The 19,243-nt window shown below is 45.0% G+C and carries 16 protein-coding genes; 7 read left to right on the top strand and 9 right to left on the bottom strand.

Annotation, left to right across the window (positions count from 1 at the left end; all coding sequences use genetic code 11):
- Positions 1-415 precede the first annotated feature (415 nt).
- The 7 genes from rpsT to QT231_RS05210 form a co-directional block, all read right to left on the bottom strand.
- Positions 416-682, bottom strand: a complete 267-nt coding sequence (gene rpsT, locus QT231_RS05240) for a 30S ribosomal protein S20 (protein WP_022521977.1) — start codon at positions 680-682, stop codon at positions 416-418.
- A gap of 323 nt (positions 683-1,005) precedes the next feature.
- Positions 1,006-2,574: an ATP-binding protein gene (locus QT231_RS05235; RefSeq protein WP_308335861.1), complete on the bottom strand. Its 1,569-nt coding sequence runs from the start codon at positions 2,572-2,574 to the stop codon at positions 1,006-1,008.
- 116 nt (positions 2,575-2,690) lie between these two features.
- Complete coding sequence (locus tag QT231_RS05230) at positions 2,691-3,446, bottom strand: amino acid ABC transporter ATP-binding protein (protein WP_308335860.1); 756 nt, start codon at positions 3,444-3,446, stop codon at positions 2,691-2,693.
- A complete protein-coding gene (locus QT231_RS05225) occupies positions 3,443-4,111 on the bottom strand; it encodes an amino acid ABC transporter permease (protein WP_064235153.1) in 669 nt (222 codons plus the stop codon). Before QT231_RS05225 ends, QT231_RS05230 begins: the two co-directional genes overlap by 4 nt.
- A gap of 146 nt (positions 4,112-4,257) precedes the next feature.
- Positions 4,258-5,028: an amino acid ABC transporter substrate-binding protein gene (locus QT231_RS05220; protein WP_308335859.1), complete on the bottom strand. Its 771-nt coding sequence runs from the start codon at positions 5,026-5,028 to the stop codon at positions 4,258-4,260.
- 166 nt (positions 5,029-5,194) lie between these two features.
- Positions 5,195-5,878, bottom strand: coding sequence for a hypothetical protein (locus tag QT231_RS05215; protein ID WP_308335858.1), 684 nt, complete (start codon positions 5,876-5,878; stop codon positions 5,195-5,197).
- A 168-nt stretch (positions 5,879-6,046) separates the two neighbouring features.
- Positions 6,047-7,498, bottom strand: a complete 1,452-nt coding sequence (locus QT231_RS05210) for a flagellin (RefSeq protein ID WP_308335857.1) — start codon at positions 7,496-7,498, stop codon at positions 6,047-6,049.
- 610 nt (positions 7,499-8,108) lie between these two features.
- Between QT231_RS05210 and rfbA the strand changes: the two genes are divergently transcribed.
- The 7 genes from rfbA (at position 8,109) to QT231_RS05175 (ending at position 13,275) form a co-directional block, all read left to right on the top strand.
- A complete protein-coding gene (rfbA, locus tag QT231_RS05205) occupies positions 8,109-8,984 on the top strand; it encodes a glucose-1-phosphate thymidylyltransferase RfbA (RefSeq protein ID WP_308335856.1) in 876 nt (291 codons plus the stop codon).
- Positions 8,981-9,394 carry an FdtA/QdtA family cupin domain-containing protein gene (locus QT231_RS05200; RefSeq protein WP_308335855.1) on the top strand — a complete coding sequence of 138 codons (414 nt, stop codon included), beginning with the start codon at positions 8,981-8,983 and terminating at the stop codon, positions 9,392-9,394. Before rfbA ends, QT231_RS05200 begins: the two co-directional genes overlap by 4 nt.
- Entirely contained in the window at positions 9,384-10,280 is an 897-nt protein-coding gene (locus QT231_RS05195; RefSeq protein WP_308335854.1) for a hypothetical protein, read from the top strand. The genes QT231_RS05200 and QT231_RS05195 overlap by 11 nt, the downstream gene beginning before the upstream one ends.
- Positions 10,277-10,867, top strand: coding sequence for a hypothetical protein (locus QT231_RS05190; protein WP_308335853.1), 591 nt, complete (start codon positions 10,277-10,279; stop codon positions 10,865-10,867). Before QT231_RS05195 ends, QT231_RS05190 begins: the two co-directional genes overlap by 4 nt.
- Positions 10,864-11,790, top strand: coding sequence for a ketoacyl-ACP synthase III (locus QT231_RS05185; protein WP_308335852.1), 927 nt, complete (start codon positions 10,864-10,866; stop codon positions 11,788-11,790). The genes QT231_RS05190 and QT231_RS05185 overlap by 4 nt, the downstream gene beginning before the upstream one ends.
- 1 nt (position 11,791) lies before the next feature.
- Positions 11,792-12,025, top strand: a complete 234-nt coding sequence (locus QT231_RS05180; RefSeq protein WP_308335851.1) for a phosphopantetheine-binding protein — start codon at positions 11,792-11,794, stop codon at positions 12,023-12,025.
- A gap of 131 nt (positions 12,026-12,156) precedes the next feature.
- Positions 12,157-13,275, top strand: coding sequence for a DegT/DnrJ/EryC1/StrS family aminotransferase (locus tag QT231_RS05175; protein WP_308335850.1), 1,119 nt, complete (start codon positions 12,157-12,159; stop codon positions 13,273-13,275).
- A gap of 106 nt (positions 13,276-13,381) precedes the next feature.
- Here the strand turns inward: QT231_RS05175 and QT231_RS05170 are convergent, their stop codons facing one another.
- Positions 13,382-18,007 (bottom strand): glycosyltransferase, encoded by a 4,626-nt coding sequence (locus tag QT231_RS05170; RefSeq protein WP_308335849.1) that lies wholly within the window; start codon positions 18,005-18,007, stop codon positions 13,382-13,384.
- 188 nt (positions 18,008-18,195) lie between these two features.
- On the bottom strand, positions 18,196-19,068 hold the full coding sequence (locus QT231_RS05165; protein WP_308335848.1) for a flagellin: 873 nt from the start codon (positions 19,066-19,068) through the stop codon (positions 18,196-18,198).
- Positions 19,069-19,243: the final 175 nt, after the last annotated feature.

Genomic DNA, 19,243 nt, shown 5'->3' with positions numbered 1-19,243 from the left:
TGGTGATCCATCCCGTCGCCTCTCGACGCCGGTAGCACCGTGGCAGACCACCAGACCTCCCAGGGTAAGACGCGCGACCTTCCCGCTTATGCCTGTCGGATTTACGTCATGGCGTTCCGTGCAAGTATTGGGCTTTGGTGAGTGTAGCCACCTCACCCCGCCATGCCGCCTCGTATCCGCTTCCTGTTCGTCAGGCCAGCGTTTTGCCTCGGGCTGCCTTCAGATTCCCCCTCGCGAGGGACACCCTTGCCGTCGGCTAGCACTTCCCCTTGCCGGGCGTGCAGGGGACTTTCACCCCCAAGTCATCCTGAGGCACCACCCCCAGGAACAGCGCCTGTCAAGGCGCTGCGCGCCATGCCTGGCGCACGACACAAAAAAACCGGCCGCAGCCGGTTTTTTTATGGCGCCTGCCGGCTTACGCCGCCAGTGCCTTAATACGCTTGTTCAAACGGCTCTTCAGGCGAGCTGCTTTCTTCTTAGACAGCACATCTTTGTCTGCAATACGGTCAACGACCGGCTGCATTGCCTTGAACTCTTCCATTGCCTTGGCGTGGTCGCCGGTGCCGATCGCTTTCACTACACGCTTGATGTAGGTGCGAACCATGCTGCGCTGGCTGGATTTCAGGACGCGACGGTTCTCGGCCTGGCGGGCGCGCTTGCGAGCTTGCTTGCTGTTCGCCACAGGGTATCTCCTTGGAGAATAAAGGTTGCCGATAAAACGGCAACGAAATTAAATATGTATTCGTCGGCTGCGCTGTCACAGCACAACGTTTCCGCAACAATCCGTTTCCAAAGCAACTTGTTTCCAAAACAATCCATTTTCGAAACAACTAATTGTTTTGGCTGGATTATCACCCTACCAAAATGTGGAAGAGGCAGTCTAAATAAGCTGCCCATTCACGGGACTTGTCTGAGAGGATGGCATAGTCTATCACGCGTTAGGTGTGCTTGCTAGCAGCACATTGACATGCACAACGTATAACACAGAATGAAATACCCGCAATTTCATGTTGAGAGCGTTTCTACTTCAAACCCAACAATCTGGCGCTGTTCGCGGGAGAACTCAACGCCCACCAAGTGAATTGGCTTGCCCGAGGCACGGTACTTGTCGGCGTAGCCTTTGGCTTTAATCTGCTCAAGTGCACTACCTTCTGGCAACTGCTCCACCACCTTAAACTCGAACAGGTAAAGATGCCCGGCGAAATCCACCGTCATATCCACTTTGCCGAAATGGCTGGCGTCTTCCACCGTAACGCTTAATCCAAGAGCGGCAAAATGGCTATAAAACACACTGGCATAATGCCCTTCATACTGGGCGATGGGATTGTTGCGATACCAGTCGTGGGGTAGCCCGGCGTAAAGAGCTTTAAGATGAGCCTCCAGACCTGCCAAGTCATGCGCACGCAGATGCGTAAACAATGTTTTGCGTTCACGCGGTGCATTTTCAACGCCTAATATCGGCAATAACGCTTGGTTTAGGCTGGTTTCTACCTCTTGATTCGGAAAACCTAGGGTATATAACCGATACCCAAGCATGGGCTCTTCGACCTGCTTAACGGTCAAATATCCCGTTTGAAACAGCAGCGCCTCAGTGGCGATGTGATCAACATCAAAACGACCCAGCAATTCAGACTCGGTTTCCAACTGATCTAATGACGGCGTAAAGACGCCTCGCTGTCTTAAAATTTCGACTAAAAATGTCGGCGTGGCGCTCTCAAACCAATAAGGACCAAACTGACGCTTTTGAAACAGCAGCAATACATCAAAGGGATTATAAACGGCGGTGACTTCCTGGCTGCCCCAACGGTAGCCGTTATACCAATGCTTAATTTGAGCACGATCCAACCCCGGCAGCTCAGGCGCAAATACACTATCAACATCCTCATCGGTATAGCCACAAATCGACGCGTAAGGCGCATCTAAAGTAATGTCGTTGAGATTATTCAGCCCTGAGAAAAGACTAACCTTGCTGAACTTTGAAACACCGGTAAGCAATACAAAGCTCAAGTATGGATCCGCATCTTTAAGAACGCTGTAAAGGTTTTTAAGCCCTTCACGCAGTTCGCGGGCTCTTTCCGGCACCAGAATATTATCGAGAATCGGCTTATCGTATTCATCAATCAGCACTACCGTACGCTGACCAAACGTCTGATGAGCGCGGCGAATCAGATCCGAAAAGTCATTAGCAATGAGCTCGGGCCGCTCGCTGATAATGCCTAAGCGCTCTCGGTACTGAGCAAGCTGATAGCGGATATGAGTATCCAGATCTTCACGACTAGCCAAATGCCCATCGGCAAAGCTAATACGAATCACCGGATGCTTGGTTTGCCAATCCCATTTATCGTGAATATACAGCCCTTCAAACAGCGCTTTGCGGCCTTCAAACAGGCAGCGCAGGGTATCCAGCAGCAGGCTTTTACCAAAACGGCGTGGACGGGAAAGGAAAAAGTACTTCCCTTCTTTCGTTAAGCGATGAACATCAGCTGTTTTATCAACGTAGTAGTAACCCCCTTCACGGATATCTGAGAAGGTCTGAACGCCAATAGGAAGTTTGAGCCGATTTTCAGTGGGCATAGTAACCTCGGGAAGCCGATGAGCTTAACGCAAGCCTAACACGAACAGTACACTTCCCATCTCTAGTGGGCCTTAGTTCATGCATAGCTTGTCTATCTGAAAACAAGCTACGGCATCTAAGGCACTGCCTGCCCGGTTGGAGCTAAAATTTTGCGTAAGAAGTGCCGCGTTCGCTCATCTTTGGGCGCTGTGAACAGCTCTTCGGGCGGGGCTTGCTCGACAATACCGCCGTCATCCATAAATACCACTTGATCAGCTACGTCTCGGGCGAACTGCATTTCGTGGGTAACAACGATCATCGTCTGGCGCTCTTCCGCCAATTGCTTCATCAGACTCAGCACTTCCTCTACCCACTGAGGATCTAACGAAGAAGTCGGCTCATCAAATAGAATCACATCAGCATTCGCGGCCATCGCGCGGCCGATTCCCACCCGCTGCTGCTGGCCGCCTGACAGTGAGGCCGGGTAAGCATCGGCTTTATCCGCCAGGCCAATGCGCTCCAGAATTTCCCTCGCCCTCGCATGGGCCTTAGCTTTGGGCAGCTTATCCACCACGATCATGCCCTCACTGATATTCTCCAGCGCAGTTTTGTTGGCGAATAGGCCGTAATTCTGAAACACAAAGGCAGTGCGGCGGCGCAGCGCCAGAATATCCGCCCGGCTGGCATGCTGGGTATCGACACTTAAATCACCTACCGTTAAGCGCCCCGCATCTGGGCGCTCTAAAAAGTTAATGCAGCGTAGCAGCGTCGATTTACCGGTGCCTGAAGGGCCAATGATAACGATGATTTCACCTTGAGAAAGGCACAAATCGATATCTTTAAACACCGTATGACCACTGAAACGCTTGGTAATGCCTTGCAGCGAAATCATCGTTGGTAGGCCTTGTTCAGGTAAATTTCCAGCCGACGCTGCCCCCAGGAGAGGACTTCCACTATCGCCCAGTAAATCAGCGCGACTAGCAGGAATGCCTCTAAATAAAGGAAGCTGCCCGCGGCCTCTTTTTGGGTAGCCCCCATAAGCTCAGTCACCCCTAGCGTAAAGGCCAGCGAGGTCGCCTTGATCATATCGATGAAGTAGTTCATCAGCGTCGGCGTTGCCACACGGGTAGCCTGGGGCAGAATAATACGGCGCATTAATTGCGACTGAGTCATACCGATGGAGAGCGCGGCCTCGGTCTGGCTGCGGTCAATCCCCACAATGGCTGCACGAATGGACTCGGCCATGTAGGCAGAAAAGTGCAACGTTAATCCCAGCACCGCAGCGGTAACGCCGGTAATAGAGATCAATGCGCTGATCAGTTGCGGCAAGCCGTAGTAGAAAAGAAACAGCTGAACCAGCAGCGGCGTGCCTCGGAAAAACGAGATAAACAGCAGCGAAAAGCCGTTTAAAAATGGCACCCGTGAGACGCGAATCACTGCCAGCAGGCACGCCAATATCAGCGCAAAGACCATGGCAATCGTCGCCATTTCCAGCGTAAGCGGCAAATAGCTCAGCAGAACCGGCAACAGCCCCCACATATATTCAAGGTTAAGCATGGTTATTCAACATGGTCATTCAGATTAGTCATCCAACATAGCCATTTGACACAGCCATTCAAACTAGCCATTAACAAACGCCACATCGCGTATAAGCAAACGGCCGTGGCAATGCCACGGCCGCGTGAAACAGGCGAACTCAGCGGTTACGGTTGAGTGATATCGGTATTAAACCACTTTTCGGATATCTCGCGCAGCTCTCCACTATCACGAAGTTCAGCAAGGGCTGCATCAATGCGATCCCGCTGCTCGCGCCCTGCCTCATCATCACGAAACGGCAGCGCATTCGCAATGGTCGAGAACGGCTGACCAGCCAGTTCCAAGGGTAGGCCTTTCTCTTTAATAACCTGGGTAGCACTCACACGATCCATGACAAACGCCTCGACACGACCTAGCGCCACATCTTGCTCAATGTTGGACTCATAGGTGCGAATATCGATTTCATCGGCGTTCGGCTGTTCACGTAGCAACTGCTCGTAGTTCGAGCCCAGGTTAACTGCGACACTCTTGCCGGTTAAATCTTCCACGCCTTGAATAGAATCATTGCCCGCCCGCACCACGACCTGAGCGCCGTCATAAACGTAAGGCGAAGTGAACACATACTTCGCTTCACGCTCTGGGGTGATCGTAATCTGGTTAGCAATGGTGTCAATACGCCCAGACTCCAGCATACCCGCTAAGCCCGAGAAGCTCGCCGTAACGAATTCAATGTCATCACCGGTGATCTCACCCACGGCGTTCATGACATCAACTTCAAAGCCTTTAAGCTCGTCTTGCTCAACGAAGGTAAATGGAAAATAACCACCGGACATACCGACTCGAAGTGTGTCGGCGTGCGCTGTGGCGGCAAACAACCCGCTGGCAACGCTCAACGAAACCACGGCCAGGGTGAGATTAAGCTTACGGGGTAGTTGCATGAATCTGTTTCCTCGTTGGTCGGTAGTACGCCACTATGAATAGCCACACAAATAATCATGAGGCATTGATGGCAGCTATTTTACTCCTACGAAAAAAGCATACAAAAGAATATTAAAATTATTTTTTATACTTTTATTGAATATACCGTCACAAAGGGCTGTATGGCTACTTTTGCCGGATTGCCAGGAACGTTTTAGGGGTAGCCATTTGGCGCTCGGCATCCAGTACGCTGCCGCCTAACGCCGCCAGCTCCTGTGTAAACGCCACCAGCTTCTCCAACTGCACCTTATCAAACCCGCGCCTGCGCTTGGGCTTTTTGAGGATCACGCTAACGCCCCCAATTAAGTACTCATCTTGCAGGAAGGCCTCTGGGGATGGCATTACTCCAGGCGGGTAGGCATTGGCAATCCGCAATGGATTTTGTGGGGTAACACCTGGTGCGCTGTAAACCTGGAACGCAGCATCGTAGTGAGCTTCCCACTTTTGTAGGCTAGAGAGCAGTTTTTTGTTGAGTGCAATATCCGGCTGGTCAAACATCACAAACAGTACATGAGAGCCCTCTTCTTCTACCGCTACAGGTGCCACCTCCTCTACGCTATCTTCACCCTCGGGTAACGTAGAGGAGGTATTCACCTGTTTGGCAACAGCAGCAGAAGGCTCAGCGGCGATCTCATTGCCCCCATCGGCTGGCACTGCCTGGCCAAGCCTTAGCCACTCTCCCCCTCGCCACATTCCTCCTTCCAGCACGCCTCTGCCGCTCAGCAGGAAATACATACAAACAACCAGGCTGTTGAAACTCAACCAACCTGCAGCAATCGCTAAGGTTACCGCTAGTTTATGCGGATCCATGGGGTGTCTTCCCGCCCAATGACGAACGTAAAATTTGGGCACCCGCAAGCCGATGAGTGCCAAGATAACGATTCATTATCGAGCAAACGCCGGGAAGATCAATTTTAGCGGGCTAAGTAATTAGTGGCAGAGGCCGTAGAAGCAGCAATGACCCCATCGACAAACCAATTAATCCAGCAGCGAAAGAACGCTTTGGGGATTCTGATTGGCCTGAGCGAGCATTGAAGTACCAGCTTGCTGTAAAATCTGTGTGCGCATCATATTAGATGTCTCTACGGCATAATCCGCATCCTCGATTCGCGACTTAGCAGCCCCCAAACTCACTTGCTCCTGGCTCAAGGTGCCAATGGCAGATTCAAAGCGGTTGTTGAGTGCCCCGTACTGACTGCGATAGCCATCAACTTGCCCCATTGCCTGCTCAAGCTTCTGCATTGCTTCCAAGGCCTTCTCTATAGGATCCAGTGCTACCCCTTCAAGCCCCAATGATTGAGTATCAGACGGCGTTGGAGCGATCGTGATGGAATCCATTTCCTGACCAACCCCAGCACTGACCACTATGTTGGTAGGAGTGCTAACGGGAGTTGATACTGGCTCGGGGTCGTCATACTCAATTGGCATGTCATCCCAGGTAGCTCTGGCATTAAATGAACCTTGACCTACCACGAAAACAATCAGGTTTTCGGTGACTTTATCGAAAGTTACGCGCTCCAGCATATTTTCCGACAGGTTGCCGTTGTTAAACTCGGTACCGTCATCATCAGCCGATGCCTCATCAAGCCGATCACCGTCGCCGCTATAAGTAATTTTCATGTCATTATAATCAAGTTCAACAGGCGGCGAGTTTAGGTCATAGCTTCCCGCCGCATCTTGTAGCAGGCTAGCATCGTAACTGGCCCCAGATTCAAACCCATTTTGAGACGTGAGTAGTGAAGCATTAAGATCAGTAGCGTCCCGGGACTGCCAAACATGGTCAGGATGAGCCCCATCAATAGGCGTCCCTATTAGATGCTTCCCATCTTGCGTGAAGATCTGAATGTCATCATCTAAACCAAAAGAGTCGATCTCCAACGTGACATTAGTGGCCCCCTCAGGTATGTAAGCCAATGACACTGTACCGGAGGTAAAACCCTTAAAACCAGGTTCAAGAAGCTCAGTAATATGAGATGCATCACCTAGCTTAACCGGCAAGGGGCGCGGTTCAGCGGGAGCGAGTGGTGTCTTCCCAAACGCCTCTGTACTGAAGGCCAGTCGGTCGATTTCCTCTGCGAGCTGCTGATACTCGGCATTGACCGAGGAGCGATCAGCATCAGAAAGGGTGCCATTGGCGGATTGAATGGCCAGCTCACGAGCTCGTTGCAAAATATGATTGATACTATCAAGACCACCTTCAGCAGTTTGCATCAGCGAAATGCCATCATTGATGCCTCGGGTTAGGGTTTTACCCGCCTGAAGGTTGGTTTCCATACGATTAGCTATAGCCTGCCCAGCAGCGTCGTCCTTCGCCCCATTGATACGCAACCCTGACGACAGGCGCTCAATAGCGGTCTCCATGGAAGACTGCGAGCGCTTAAGCTGGTTCTGCCCACTCAAAGAGAGTTGATTCGTATTAATAACTGCCATTCAGGGCATCCTTGTACACAATTCGTTGCAATATGTAACGGCAGGAGCGATAGGAACTTTAGGATTCTCTGGAGTAGATACCCAAAGTCAGCGAACCTCCGTCATTTTACTCAGCTAACCTAGGGTTATGAAGAACTTAACACAAAAAAACTTGCTACCGAAAAACAGACCACTTCATATGAAGGCACATTAGCACAGCACGCAGAACAGCTTGCACCGCACGCTCAGCCGATGAAGTGCAGACCTTATGCCCTCATGGCTTGGCTGAACAGCATCTAATAATAGATGCTCACCCTCGTCCAGCCTGTTAATGCTCAGCATAGGCCTAAACATAAGGTCTTTTCATCTATTTGCCATCAAAGGGCTTATGGCAATATGTTCGCAAATATCACTATGCTTGATGAAGCCAAATGACCAGCAATGATGACAATGTGGTCGATTTGCAAAGTGTGCAGACATTCATTTAGCTAACGGCGCATTCCTCTCGAACAGGCTAAAAAATAGATGCCCTCTGCAAAAGGTTGCTACGGATAGCATTTGCCAGAGTTTAAGAGACCTAAAAAGTTGCCGATATATTTATACAACGGCATTGAGCAGGGAGCGACCGCGCATGAAAGGCATCATTTTGGCAGGAGGAAGCGGCTCTCGCCTTTACCCCATTACGATGGGTGTTTCAAAGCAATTGCTGCCTATATACGATAAGCCGATGATCTATTATCCGCTCTCAGCTCTTATGCTAGGGGGCATACGTGATATATTAATTATCACCACACCTAGTGATCAAGCGAGCTTTCAGAGCCTACTCGGAGATGGCAGCCGCTTTGGTATTAACCTCAGTTATGCAGTACAGCCCACCCCAGACGGATTAGCACAGGCATTTATCATCGGAGCAGCGTTTATCGGTGGCGACAATGTCTGCCTCGTGCTCGGCGACAACATCTTCTATGGACAAGGTTTTACGCCCAAGCTTCGTCAAGCGGCGGATCGTAGTAGTGGCGCAACTGTGTTTGGCTACCAAGTAAAAGACCCTGAACGTTTCGGAGTCGTGGAATTTGATTCCAGAAAACGTGCCATCAGTATCGAAGAAAAGCCTATAAAACCTCGCTCTAACTACGCTGTTACGGGCCTCTATTTCTATGATAATGATGTCATCGACATTGCTAGGAAGGTGAAGCCTTCTAAGCGTGGCGAGCTTGAAATTACCAGTATTAACCAAGCATATCTGGAACGGGGCGACCTACATGTCGAGATCCTTGGCCGGGGCTTTGCTTGGCTGGATACAGGCACCCATGAAAGCTTACTTGAGGCAGCCCAGTTCGTAGAAACCATCGAGAAACGCCAAGGCTATAAGATCGCCTGCCTTGAAGAGATTGCTTTTAACCAGGGTTGGCTAAGCGCTTCACATATGGAGATGCAAGGCAGATATCTTAGCAAAAGTAGCTATGGTCAATATTTGCTCTCCCTAACCAAGGAGGTTGCTACATGAGCCTAATACAATGGGTTGACTTTCAAAGCCTTGGAGACCATAGAGGCCAGTTGGTTGCGCTAGAGATAGGGTATGAACAAGCGGTACCTTTTGATATCAAGCGTGTCTACTACATATACCATACGGCCCCTGGTGTAAGCCGAGGGTTTCATGCACATAAAAAACTAAAACAAGTGGCAATCTGTATTTCAGGAAGCTGTCGCATGGTATTAGACGATGGCAAAGTACGGGAATCAGTTGAAATGAACGTGCCAACCCGTGGGCTGCTGATTGATAGTTTAATGTGGCGGGAAATGCATGATTTTAGCGATGACTGTGTGCTTATAGTTCTGGCCAGCGAACACTATGATGAGAGTGACTATATAAGAGAATACAATGCATTCAGAGAGTTGATTAAAAATGAAACTTAGCTCTTTTTTTCCAGAAAAAATGGTTAGAAATGATACAGAAATTTCTTATACTAACTACGTAACAACTAGTATTGAAAACTCTGTTGTATTTGCACTTGATAGAAAAAACTTTGACAAGGCCATCAACAACAGTGCTGTCTCTGCAATTATAACTAATGAAGAACACGCCAATTTGGAAAAAAATCAAAAGGGACTTGTTATTTCCAAGTCCCCCAAAAAAGATTTTTTTAAAATACACAACTATATTTTTAACACTAAAATAAAAAACCAATGGAAACATTCAGTATCAAAAAAAACAAAAATCAGCAATAAAGCCATTATAGAGAATGGAGTGATAATAGAGTCTGGAGTAGAAATAGAAGATTTTGCATTAATTAAAGAAGGCTCTATATTAAGAAAAGGCGTTTTCGTCGGCTCGCACGCAGTAGTAGGTGCTCGCGGTTTACATGATACATTTATTGATGACGAAAGGGTTTGGGTCTGTGATTCTGGAGGAGTGCTTTTGGAAGAGGGAGTTCAGATATTGTCTCACGCAACCATACAAAAACCATATTTTCACGAGATGACTATAATTGGTAAAAACACAATTATAAGCTTACATGCCAACATTGGTCATGGCTGTCAATTAGGAAAAAACTCAATGGTTGCAGGGCATGCTCAGCTTGCTGGCTATGTTAAAACTGGAAATAATGTTTGGATAGGGCCTTCCTCTAGCATTGCGCACAATGTTGAAATTGGAGATAGCGCAGAAATTTTAATTGGTAGCAATGTAATATCTAATGTCAAGTATGGACAAAAAATCTCAGGAAGCTTTGCTATAAATCATAGCGAAAACATGAAAAGCCACTCAAAAAGCTTAAGAAAAACAAGGGTGAAAACAAAATGAACACTATAGAACTTAACTTAAGCTTCAAAGAAAAAAGAAACTATTTAAACGGGGCTGATTTTTACTTCGCAATTGAAAAAACCATTAACATCATAGATAAAGGTTGGCTAAAAAAACTGACATTTAAAAATTTTGCTTACAACAAATGCATAATAAATTTCGAAAAACCCGATATTAATAAAAAAATTGTAGCAATAGGTATTTGGCAGTCACCTAATGAAACATCCTACAAAATATGGGTAACAGAAACGTCCCTTGCTGTTCTTGATAGAATTTCTTTCAAAGAAGAGGAAATTATTAAAAATTCAGAAACAACTCAGAACAGGATAAGACTGAATAAAAAAAATAAATATTCGACTATTGAAAATATCGTATCTTTAACAAAAGAATTAAACTATCAAATTTCTCCAAAAATTGCTGGCAAATGGGTTTTTGGACAGATAGACTTATTAAAAAAGCTACCAAGCAACTACAAAGAAATTACAATAATCCATACTGGAGGAAGGAATAGTAGTTTCAGCAGAAATCAAATAATTATTGAAGATTTAACTTATGGCGAAATTAGATTCATAGTGGGGAAACCATGATCGGAATAAAAGCAATATCAAGTTACATACCTGAAAATAAAGTCGACAATATTGAGCAAGCTTTAGCATTTAGCGAGTCGTCAGAATTTATAATAAACAAGATTGGCGCACTATACCTTCCTCGTATGGGGGAAAGCGAAGATACATCAGATATAGCTACTAAAGCTGTACTAAATCTTATTAGAGATAGCGAACTTTCTCTCGATAAGATAGATGTTATTGCCGTAGTAACTCAAAATGGAGATGGGGCTGGGTTACCGCATACATCAGCAATTGTACAGTCTAAACTTGGTTTAAAAGAAAACATTGCAGCATTTGATATCTCTCTAGGCTGCTCAGGTTATGTTTATGGTCTTAGCATTGTAAAAGGGCTAATGGAGCAAGCAGATTTAAAGAATGGTATTCTCATAACAGCAGATCCATATTCAAAAATAATAGACCGATCAGACCGCACCACATCTTTATTGTTTGGCGATGCAGCAACCGCAACGTGGATGGGAGAAGATGCCATTTGGAATCTACAAAAACCTTTGTTTTCAACAGATGGTATTGGAGCTAGCAACTTAACAATTGTAAATAACAGCTTAAGCATGAATGGAAGGCAGGTTTTTAACTTTGCATCGAAACAAGTTCCCAAACAAATAAAGGAATGCTTAATTAAAAACAAATTAGATGAAATCGAAATAGATCTTTATTGTATACATCAAGGTAGCAAAGCGATCGTAGAAGCTATAGCAAAGCGTTTTCCAAATTCTAAAGAAAAATTCATATCAGACATTAACGAGACTGGAAACACAGTATCTTCCTCAATCCCGCTTTTACTAGAAAAAAAAATAAAAGATGATTCTTTAAAACATATTCTTGTATCAGGGTTTGGAGTTGGCTTATCATGGTCAAGTAACATCATTTCACGTGAGGTTTAACATGATTACTAGCGAAAAATTAATTGACATCCTAATCAACTCTGGCGCTGAAGTTGATAGGAGTGATATAAGTACTGATAAAAGTTTTGAAGAACTGGGCCTTGATAGCCTTGATATCTTTAATTTTTTTACAGAAATTGATGCTGAGCTTGGCATCGACGTACCTGATAAAGATTTTGAATCACTTCAATCAATCGAGGATGTAAGCAAGTATCTCACAAGCAAGGGCTTATAAAATAAATGTTGCTTTTAGCTTAAAACCTAAAAGCAACAACATCTTTATTTATAATAAAATCTAGCTGACAAAATATTCAGCAACTTTTCTGATAACATTAAAATACAATCAAATTAAAATTGGCTAAAGTTATGATACCTTTTTTAGATCTAAAAAAAATTAACTCCAAGTACCAAACTGAGTTATCTGATGCTGCAAATAGGGTTATAAAATCAGGCCTATACATTGGCGGCCCAGAGATTGAAGCATTCGAGAGTGAATTTTCTACCTATTGTGGTACTAAATATTGCATTAGTGTGGGAAATGGTTTGGATGCTTTAAGCTTAACATTAAGAGCATGGATTGAATTAGGATATATTAAGCATGGCGACGAAGTTATTGTTCCTGCAAATACGTATATAGCCAGTATTCTCGCTGTAACGGAGAACAACTTAAAGCCTATTTTAGTAGAGCCCGACGAAAAGACATTCAACTTATGTCCTATAAATATAGCAGCTGCATTAACAGAAAAAACAAAGTTAATTCTAGCTGTACATCTATATGGATTAATGGCTCCGATGCCAGCTATTATGGATATCGCAAAAAAAAATAATTTATTAGTACTTGAAGATGCGGCACAAGCGCATGGCGCGAGTATTGGTGGCCGCAAATCTGGTAACTGGGGAGATGCAGCAGGATTCAGTTTTTATCCTGGTAAAAATTTAGGTGCATTGGGAGATGCTGGGGCTATCACGACAAATGATGAAAACCTTGCACACGTTGTACGAGCTTTAAGTAACTATGGCAGTTTTAAAAAATATGAGCACTTTTATCAAGGAGTAAATAGTAGACTTGATGAAATACAAGCTGCATTTTTACGCATAAAATTAGCTCATTTAGATATTGAAACTAACATTAGACGCCAAATAGCCAAAGTATATCTAAATGAAATTAATAATGATAAGATCATTCTCCCTGCCTCATTTTATTTAACCAACGATAAAGATTCAGAAGAACATGTTTTTCACCTATTCACCGTTCTTTCTGAAAAACGAGAAAAACTACAAGAACATTTAAAGCAACATGGAATTAATACATTGATACACTACCCTATTCCCCCGCATAAACAGAAGGCTTTAAGCAGTTACTATCATCAAAAAAAACCTATCACAGAGAAAATACATGAGCAGATAATTAGTTTACCCCTTAACTCCTCACTCTCGGAAGATTCGGTTAAAAAAATAGCAAGCACATGCAATAGCTACAAGTAAAATCAACCACCTTCAGAAGAAGGTTCACGTAAAAATAAAAAAATAGCAAGCCATTTTAACGACTTGCTATTCAAAAAAAGAAAGATAACGGATTACAAATAAATCATTAGCTAGATATAAATAATTGTGCTTTCGTAATACACTCAGCCCATTGAGAAGCAATTAGATTTTCATTACAAAACTGTAAAATGTATTCTTTTTGCTTTTTTGCCAATAGCGCTACATTCGATTCATCAAAAGTACCTGATTCAAAAAAACTATAATCATAATAAAATTCTTTTTTATCTAGCCTATCGTAAAAAGGAGTAAAGTCAGTGATACAAAGGCTATTAGAGCACATTGCATCAAGTGCTCTTTTAGGCAAAGAGTCTGGGTAACTCGGTGTTAAGTTAATTATATATTTTGATTTGTGCATAAACTGAACAGCATCAGTGTAATTCATTTTTTCATAAAAAAAACACTTGTCTTTTCCTTTAAAACTCCATTCGTCCTTGCTTCCACCAATTATAAAGAAAGGTATTTCATTTCTGATGCATTCTGATGAAATTTTACTAATTTCTTTTTCTCTATAATAATTTCTAAAAACCTTATCTACTAGATCACAATAGAGCAAAGCCAAATCTGAAACTTTCAATCTTTCAGACCTTGGACTGTAAAATGCATTAACCTTACGACCTTCGATCATTTCGTGTATCAAGGCTAGCTCATTAACATTTAGCCTTTTCTCTTTTCCAACTCTTTCAGTTAATTCTTTTATACTTTTATCAACATTAGGGTATAATTTTCCTACAAAAACTGCTCTTTTCTCTTTATTTTCGAACTTAATGTTATCAACTGCAGGTATTTTTAGCGGCAATTTTATTTTATACAGCTTTTCAGCGCTTGAAACAGTTTCAAACTCCTCCAAAAGCAATTCAGAAGACGATCCTACCACCAATTTTTTTGGCGCTTTTCTACATCTCTGCAACATGAAGTCAGCATAAGCATGATCATCAACTGTACAGAAAGGTATTTTTTCATAAAGATCAAAAATATTAATTTCTTTTTTAAGATAAGGAGGACTAGCTATAGTCATATTATAATAAGAATGTCCTGTAAATATGACATCATTTTTACTAGCAGACACTATCTCACTAACAATATCCTTTGAATTATCGACCACTTTCATATTTAGTTTTGTTTTTCCTTGACCTAACTTTACTCCTTTCTTAAAAAGTTCCACACCATAAATAAGTGGATACTGGAAATACACAAAATTGCCATTAACAACTTCTTCTTCGGCATTTGAAAAATTAGTGTCAGTGCTCTCTTTTTCTTCATGCATCAAAAAGCCTGAGACCATAGGGTTAATATTGGAATCTTTAGCTGACAAAATATAAGCTGACTCAGCTTGTTTTTTCCATTTGTTTTTAGCATGCTGTACACCACGATAGTAGTCGTGACGTAAAATACATCCAGGAATATAAATATGTCTAGACTGATCACTTCCACTTGACATCATTCGAACGTAGAACTCTGCACCTCCATGCCCAAATAAAATATAATCACCCCATCCACTCATTTTGTAAAACAAATTAGTTCTATACGAGCAATTACCCTCAAGACAATTTATTACTACCAAGGGTTTATCGCCTAAGTGGTAATGACTCGGAGGCGGCTCATTAGGGTTTTTGGGTAAATAACTTCCTCTGACTGCATCCAAAACATACTTACTGTGCACATCTGCATGAGCAGAGAGCATCCCCTCTTCAGGTAAGCCGTCATCATCGACAAAAATTAAAATATCGCCATTTGCAAAAACAGAACCTATGTTGCGAGCTAAGTATGCGCCTGAATTACCTTTAAGCTCAATATACACGTCAACGAGAGCTGCCATGCCGCGAGCATCACTGCTCTTATCGCCGTTATTAACAAAAACGATCTCTCCATCGACACCACACTGACGTCTTAACTCGACGACATTTTCGTAAGTTTCCTTTTTATATTTATTGCATATAACCACCACTGTAAATTTTTTACCTTGCGAAGGTTGCCTGTGATCTTGGATTCTTACTAACCAAAATGAATACAGCGCCCCCTTATCCATCCAGCCAATAGCCTCTAGCCTTTCTTCTAATAAAACTAAATTTTCACTACCAGAAATTACAGCATTACTATTAAGCAAAACATTAGTTAGTAAATAAAAAATCGGTATACTATCTTTCTTTTTCGAAAACTCTCCATGTATCTTACCTACCGCCTTTTGCACAAAAGGCTTATCATTAACCCGGCGTAACTGTTCTGCAAGCTCTACCACTTTAATGGCATAACTTTGAGTTAGTTCAAAAATAGCCAAGTGATTTAACACTTCCGAAAGCTGCTTTTTCAAAAGTTCTAAATCAACCTGATATGAAGACTCACTCGGGGTTGTGGTCTCGGCTGCAGGGATATAGGTAGGCGTTGGGGTTGCATTGGTTGGCTTGCGCTGAGGCGCTAGAAAATCTTTATCACTCGTATCTTGTGTTACCAGTGATGTAGGAGCTTTCGGCAAAATCTCCTGCGCTTCCAAAAACTCCAGCGCCTTCTCCTGACTAACTTCAGCAATCAACTCAAAAGCAACATCATGCGCTGCAAAGACGGCACTCAGCACAAAAGCGAGTTTCGTTTTATTTTCATCACTCAGAGCCGCCATGCGGTCGTGGGATGGAAGAAATAGCACGTCAGCGCTTTCCTGCTCCGTAGCGCAAGGAGAGCGAGCGTTAAGCTCATCGGGCAAATGACTGTAGTGACGAGTATTATGGAAACGATAGAAGCGAAAGTCGTTTCGGCTGGCCCAGTGTTGTAGTTCAGCAAAGCTAGGCTGTTTCTCATGAGTGAGCTGGAAAGGCACTCGCACCTGAATCAGCATTGTGCTCGCCAGTGCCTTTTTACCACTCTCCAGCACGGCCATTGCATCACTTAACTCATCAAGAATCAGCCAATCGAGGTTGCCCAAGCCCTCAATGCTGTCTAAAGCAATGGAACTAATAGGTAGTTCAGCCAAAGGTTTTGCGCCCAATTGGTGCCGTTTAGGTAACTTTTCAGCCGGTAGCGGTGTCAGCGTACTCGTCATTTCTGGTGCTACGCAGGCGTGCAGCGTTGCAGCGTGGCCATCACCTAGTAGGGCATGCTGGAATATCTGAATAGTGTCGCTGCCTTCGTACTGCTTAGCATCTTCAACTTCACTAGCAGGGTCAAAAGCAACAATGCCAAATGCGTTCGTCGCTGCCATTTGCTCAGCAAGGCCACTTTTGATCAAGCTGGCACGATTATCTAACACAATGACTTTACCTTTGAACTGCCAAGTAAACTCATCTTTTAAGTGCAGACTTGGAGCTGGCTGCGATTCGCTGTTCAGAGCAGCCGGTTTAACGCCAACTAACTGCTGTAGAGAGTTATCGACCTTGAATTCAGGCTTAGTTGCCTGGCTGGCCAAACGCTGACGGTGGCGTTTTTTCTGAGTAATGGTGAAATCTTTGTTACCAGCGCGTAAATTTACCAACGGCGTTAGCGCAGCTAGCAGCCGCTCGGTGGCTCGCTCAAGGCTGTGCTTTTCTTTTCCTACTTGCCAAGCGCGGTCAACATACTCTTGGTAAAGCACCTCGTCATCAAAGAAGCTGATGACAGCATCCGCTAAAGGTTGGAGCTCAGCGTCGCTTAGCAAGTGCTGGTAAGGTTCTTTATAGCAGGCCTCTGGGAAGTCGAAGGTGATACCAGCATTGCCTATCATTTCAGGCATGCCACCTCGATTGGTGATTAGTGCCGGAATACCGTTAAGCATCGCCTCGGCCAACATGCGTCCAGAACTTTCCCACCATAGGCTAGGAGCGACCACCATACGAGCTCTGCTATAGGGGGCGCGCATATCACTGGTGTTTGGGGTGACTACAACATTGCTTAACGAGCTGCGCTGCGCTCCCATCCGACGGGTCACTTCCTGTAGTACCGCTGGCCAGTCAGCCCGAGCTTCTACCACTTCAAGCTCAATATCGGGTCTTTCTCGCTCTAGCTTTTCCGCCAGTTGCACAAATATGCTGGCTCCTTTTTGCCAACTAGGGTTAACAAATAGCATACGCTTGCGGTCATGATGATCGGCGACAAATTTTTCCGGGGCGATGAATTTGCCCACAGGCTTTGCCATATAGCCAACCTCTTTACGGTACATATCCGCTGTGGCTTGGCTATCAGACAGGATTAAATCCACATCACGGCACCAATTAGGTGCTTTATAATGACCATTCGCCAGATAGAAAGCAACGGGGATTCCACGGTCCCGGGCCTCATTAGCAATAAGCATTTCGAGGGTCTGGCCGCCAAAGTACCACACTAAATCTGGCTTAAAAGAATCCAGCATATAGAGGTACTGGCTGTACCAGAGTCCCTCTTCATGGGATGTAAAATGGCTTCGGTTATGGCTGAAGCTAACCACTAACTGGTGCGTCAGCAGGCCATCATCAGCTTTAATTAGTTGATGAAGGTGGTGACTTAGATCTGGAAACTGTTCTTTGAGCCTTCCCATTCCTTTAGGGTTATCGAACACAGTCGCACCCAACACCTGGACGTCATAGCCACGAGCTGCCAATTGCAGCAACATTTGGCGCACTGTCATGCTGGCACCGCTAGACGTATCCATCAGGCAGAAAGGGTTGGCCCAAAGGATGCGGGGCTTGCGTTTTTGGGTCTGAGTAACGGATGAGGTGGTGCTTTTAACCATGAAGCGGCTCGCATAGAAAAGGGGCAATTTAGCTAGCTTACCGTGCGGCTGCAGTGAGCAAAGGCGCGAATGCACCTGTATTTAAGCAGGTGTTCACTCAATCAGTGAGCACAAAGAATGAAGCAAACAAAAAACGGGGCCAAATGGCCCCGTTATTAATGTCTTTAACACTGCTACCGGCTAAGGTATTAGCCCAACAGAGACAGTACAGACTGTGGCGTCTGGTTTGCCTGTGCCAGCATGGAAGTACCGGCCTGCTGGAGAATGTTTGCACGTGTCATGTTAGACACTTCCACCGCGTAGTCAGCGTCTTCGATACGTGAACGAGCTTCAGAAAGGTTGGTAGACGTTGTCGCTAGGTTATCAATTACAGAGTCGAAACGGTTAAGCGTAGCACCCAGTGTGGCGCGGTTAGTATCCAGTGTTTCAGTTGCCGCATCAACAGAATCTACCAGGCTTTGGAATTCACCGTGAACAACACCACCGCTCGCTCCCGCAGTAATAGCAAATGTGGAACCAGTGATACCGCCACCAGAGAAGCCAAGACCAGCAACGGTAGCGTCAAGCCTTTCTACAGTAATAACGTCTTCAAGTTCAGTATTTGAGCCAACTTGAATATTAAGAGTAGCACTAGCGCCACTTGCAACGTTCAGCAGGTTAGTACCGTTGAAGTTGTTGCTGCCAGCTACACGATCAATTTCAGCTAGACGCTCGTTAATCTCAGTAACGATGGCATCGCGATCTGCCTCGGCATTGGTGTCGTTGGCACCCTGAACCGCTAGCTCACGAATACGCTGCAGGTTGTCGTTGATTTGGTCAAGGCCGCCTTCCATGGTCTGTACCAAGGAGATACCGTCGCTCGCGTTACGGCTAGCCTGATCCATGCCTTTGATCTGGGCAGTCATTTTGTTGGCGATGGCTTGACCGGCCGCATCGTCAGAAGCGCTGTTGATACGCAGGCCAGAGGACAGACGCTCTTGCGCTTTGGCCAGCATTGACTGTGAATTGGACAGGTTGTTCTGGCCGATCAGGGCAGTAATGTTAGTGTTGATTACAGACATGTGAGTGCTCCTCAAAGATTAACTGGCCTTGTGGCCCGCTTAGCGGCGCTTGCGTCGCCGTTATTATAATTAACGGCAGCCCCACCAACTTCTTTAGAAAAAATTGCTCTTTTTTATGTAATTTACTGTAACTTTCCAGATATTTTCTCAACCACCTTTACAACTACTTTCTTAA

Origin of the sequence: Halomonas sp. SpR1 (assembly GCF_031010175.1) — a bacterium.
Lineage (GTDB): Bacteria > Pseudomonadota > Gammaproteobacteria > Pseudomonadales > Halomonadaceae > Vreelandella.
The sequence above is the reverse complement of the archived record's forward strand: the minus strand, read 5'-3'. Positions and strand labels throughout refer to the sequence as shown.

Coding starts and splice junctions, on each gene's coding strand:
- QT231_RS05210 (WP_308335857.1), bottom strand. CDS start 7,498: ATGGCAGTTATTAATACGAATCAACTCTCTTTGAGTGGGCAGAACCAG.
- QT231_RS05165 (WP_308335848.1), bottom strand. CDS start 19,068: ATGTCTGTAATCAACACTAACATTACTGCCCTGATCGGCCAGAACAAC.
- QT231_RS05185 (WP_308335852.1), top strand. CDS start 10,864: ATGATCGGAATAAAAGCAATATCAAGTTACATACCTGAAAATAAAGTC.
- QT231_RS05175 (WP_308335850.1), top strand. CDS start 12,157: ATGATACCTTTTTTAGATCTAAAAAAAATTAACTCCAAGTACCAAACT.
- rfbA (WP_308335856.1), top strand. CDS start 8,109: ATGAAAGGCATCATTTTGGCAGGAGGAAGCGGCTCTCGCCTTTACCCC.
- QT231_RS05220 (WP_308335859.1), bottom strand. CDS start 5,028: ATGCAACTACCCCGTAAGCTTAATCTCACCCTGGCCGTGGTTTCGTTG.
- QT231_RS05180 (WP_308335851.1), top strand. CDS start 11,792: ATGATTACTAGCGAAAAATTAATTGACATCCTAATCAACTCTGGCGCT.
- QT231_RS05170 (WP_308335849.1), bottom strand. CDS start 18,007: ATGGTTAAAAGCACCACCTCATCCGTTACTCAGACCCAAAAACGCAAG.
- QT231_RS05225 (WP_064235153.1), bottom strand. CDS start 4,111: ATGCTTAACCTTGAATATATGTGGGGGCTGTTGCCGGTTCTGCTGAGC.
- QT231_RS05190 (WP_308335853.1), top strand. CDS start 10,277: ATGAACACTATAGAACTTAACTTAAGCTTCAAAGAAAAAAGAAACTAT.
- QT231_RS05195 (WP_308335854.1), top strand. CDS start 9,384: ATGAAACTTAGCTCTTTTTTTCCAGAAAAAATGGTTAGAAATGATACA.
- QT231_RS05215 (WP_308335858.1), bottom strand. CDS start 5,878: ATGGATCCGCATAAACTAGCGGTAACCTTAGCGATTGCTGCAGGTTGG.
- QT231_RS05230 (WP_308335860.1), bottom strand. CDS start 3,446: ATGATTTCGCTGCAAGGCATTACCAAGCGTTTCAGTGGTCATACGGTG.
- QT231_RS05200 (WP_308335855.1), top strand. CDS start 8,981: ATGAGCCTAATACAATGGGTTGACTTTCAAAGCCTTGGAGACCATAGA.
- QT231_RS05235 (WP_308335861.1), bottom strand. CDS start 2,574: ATGCCCACTGAAAATCGGCTCAAACTTCCTATTGGCGTTCAGACCTTC.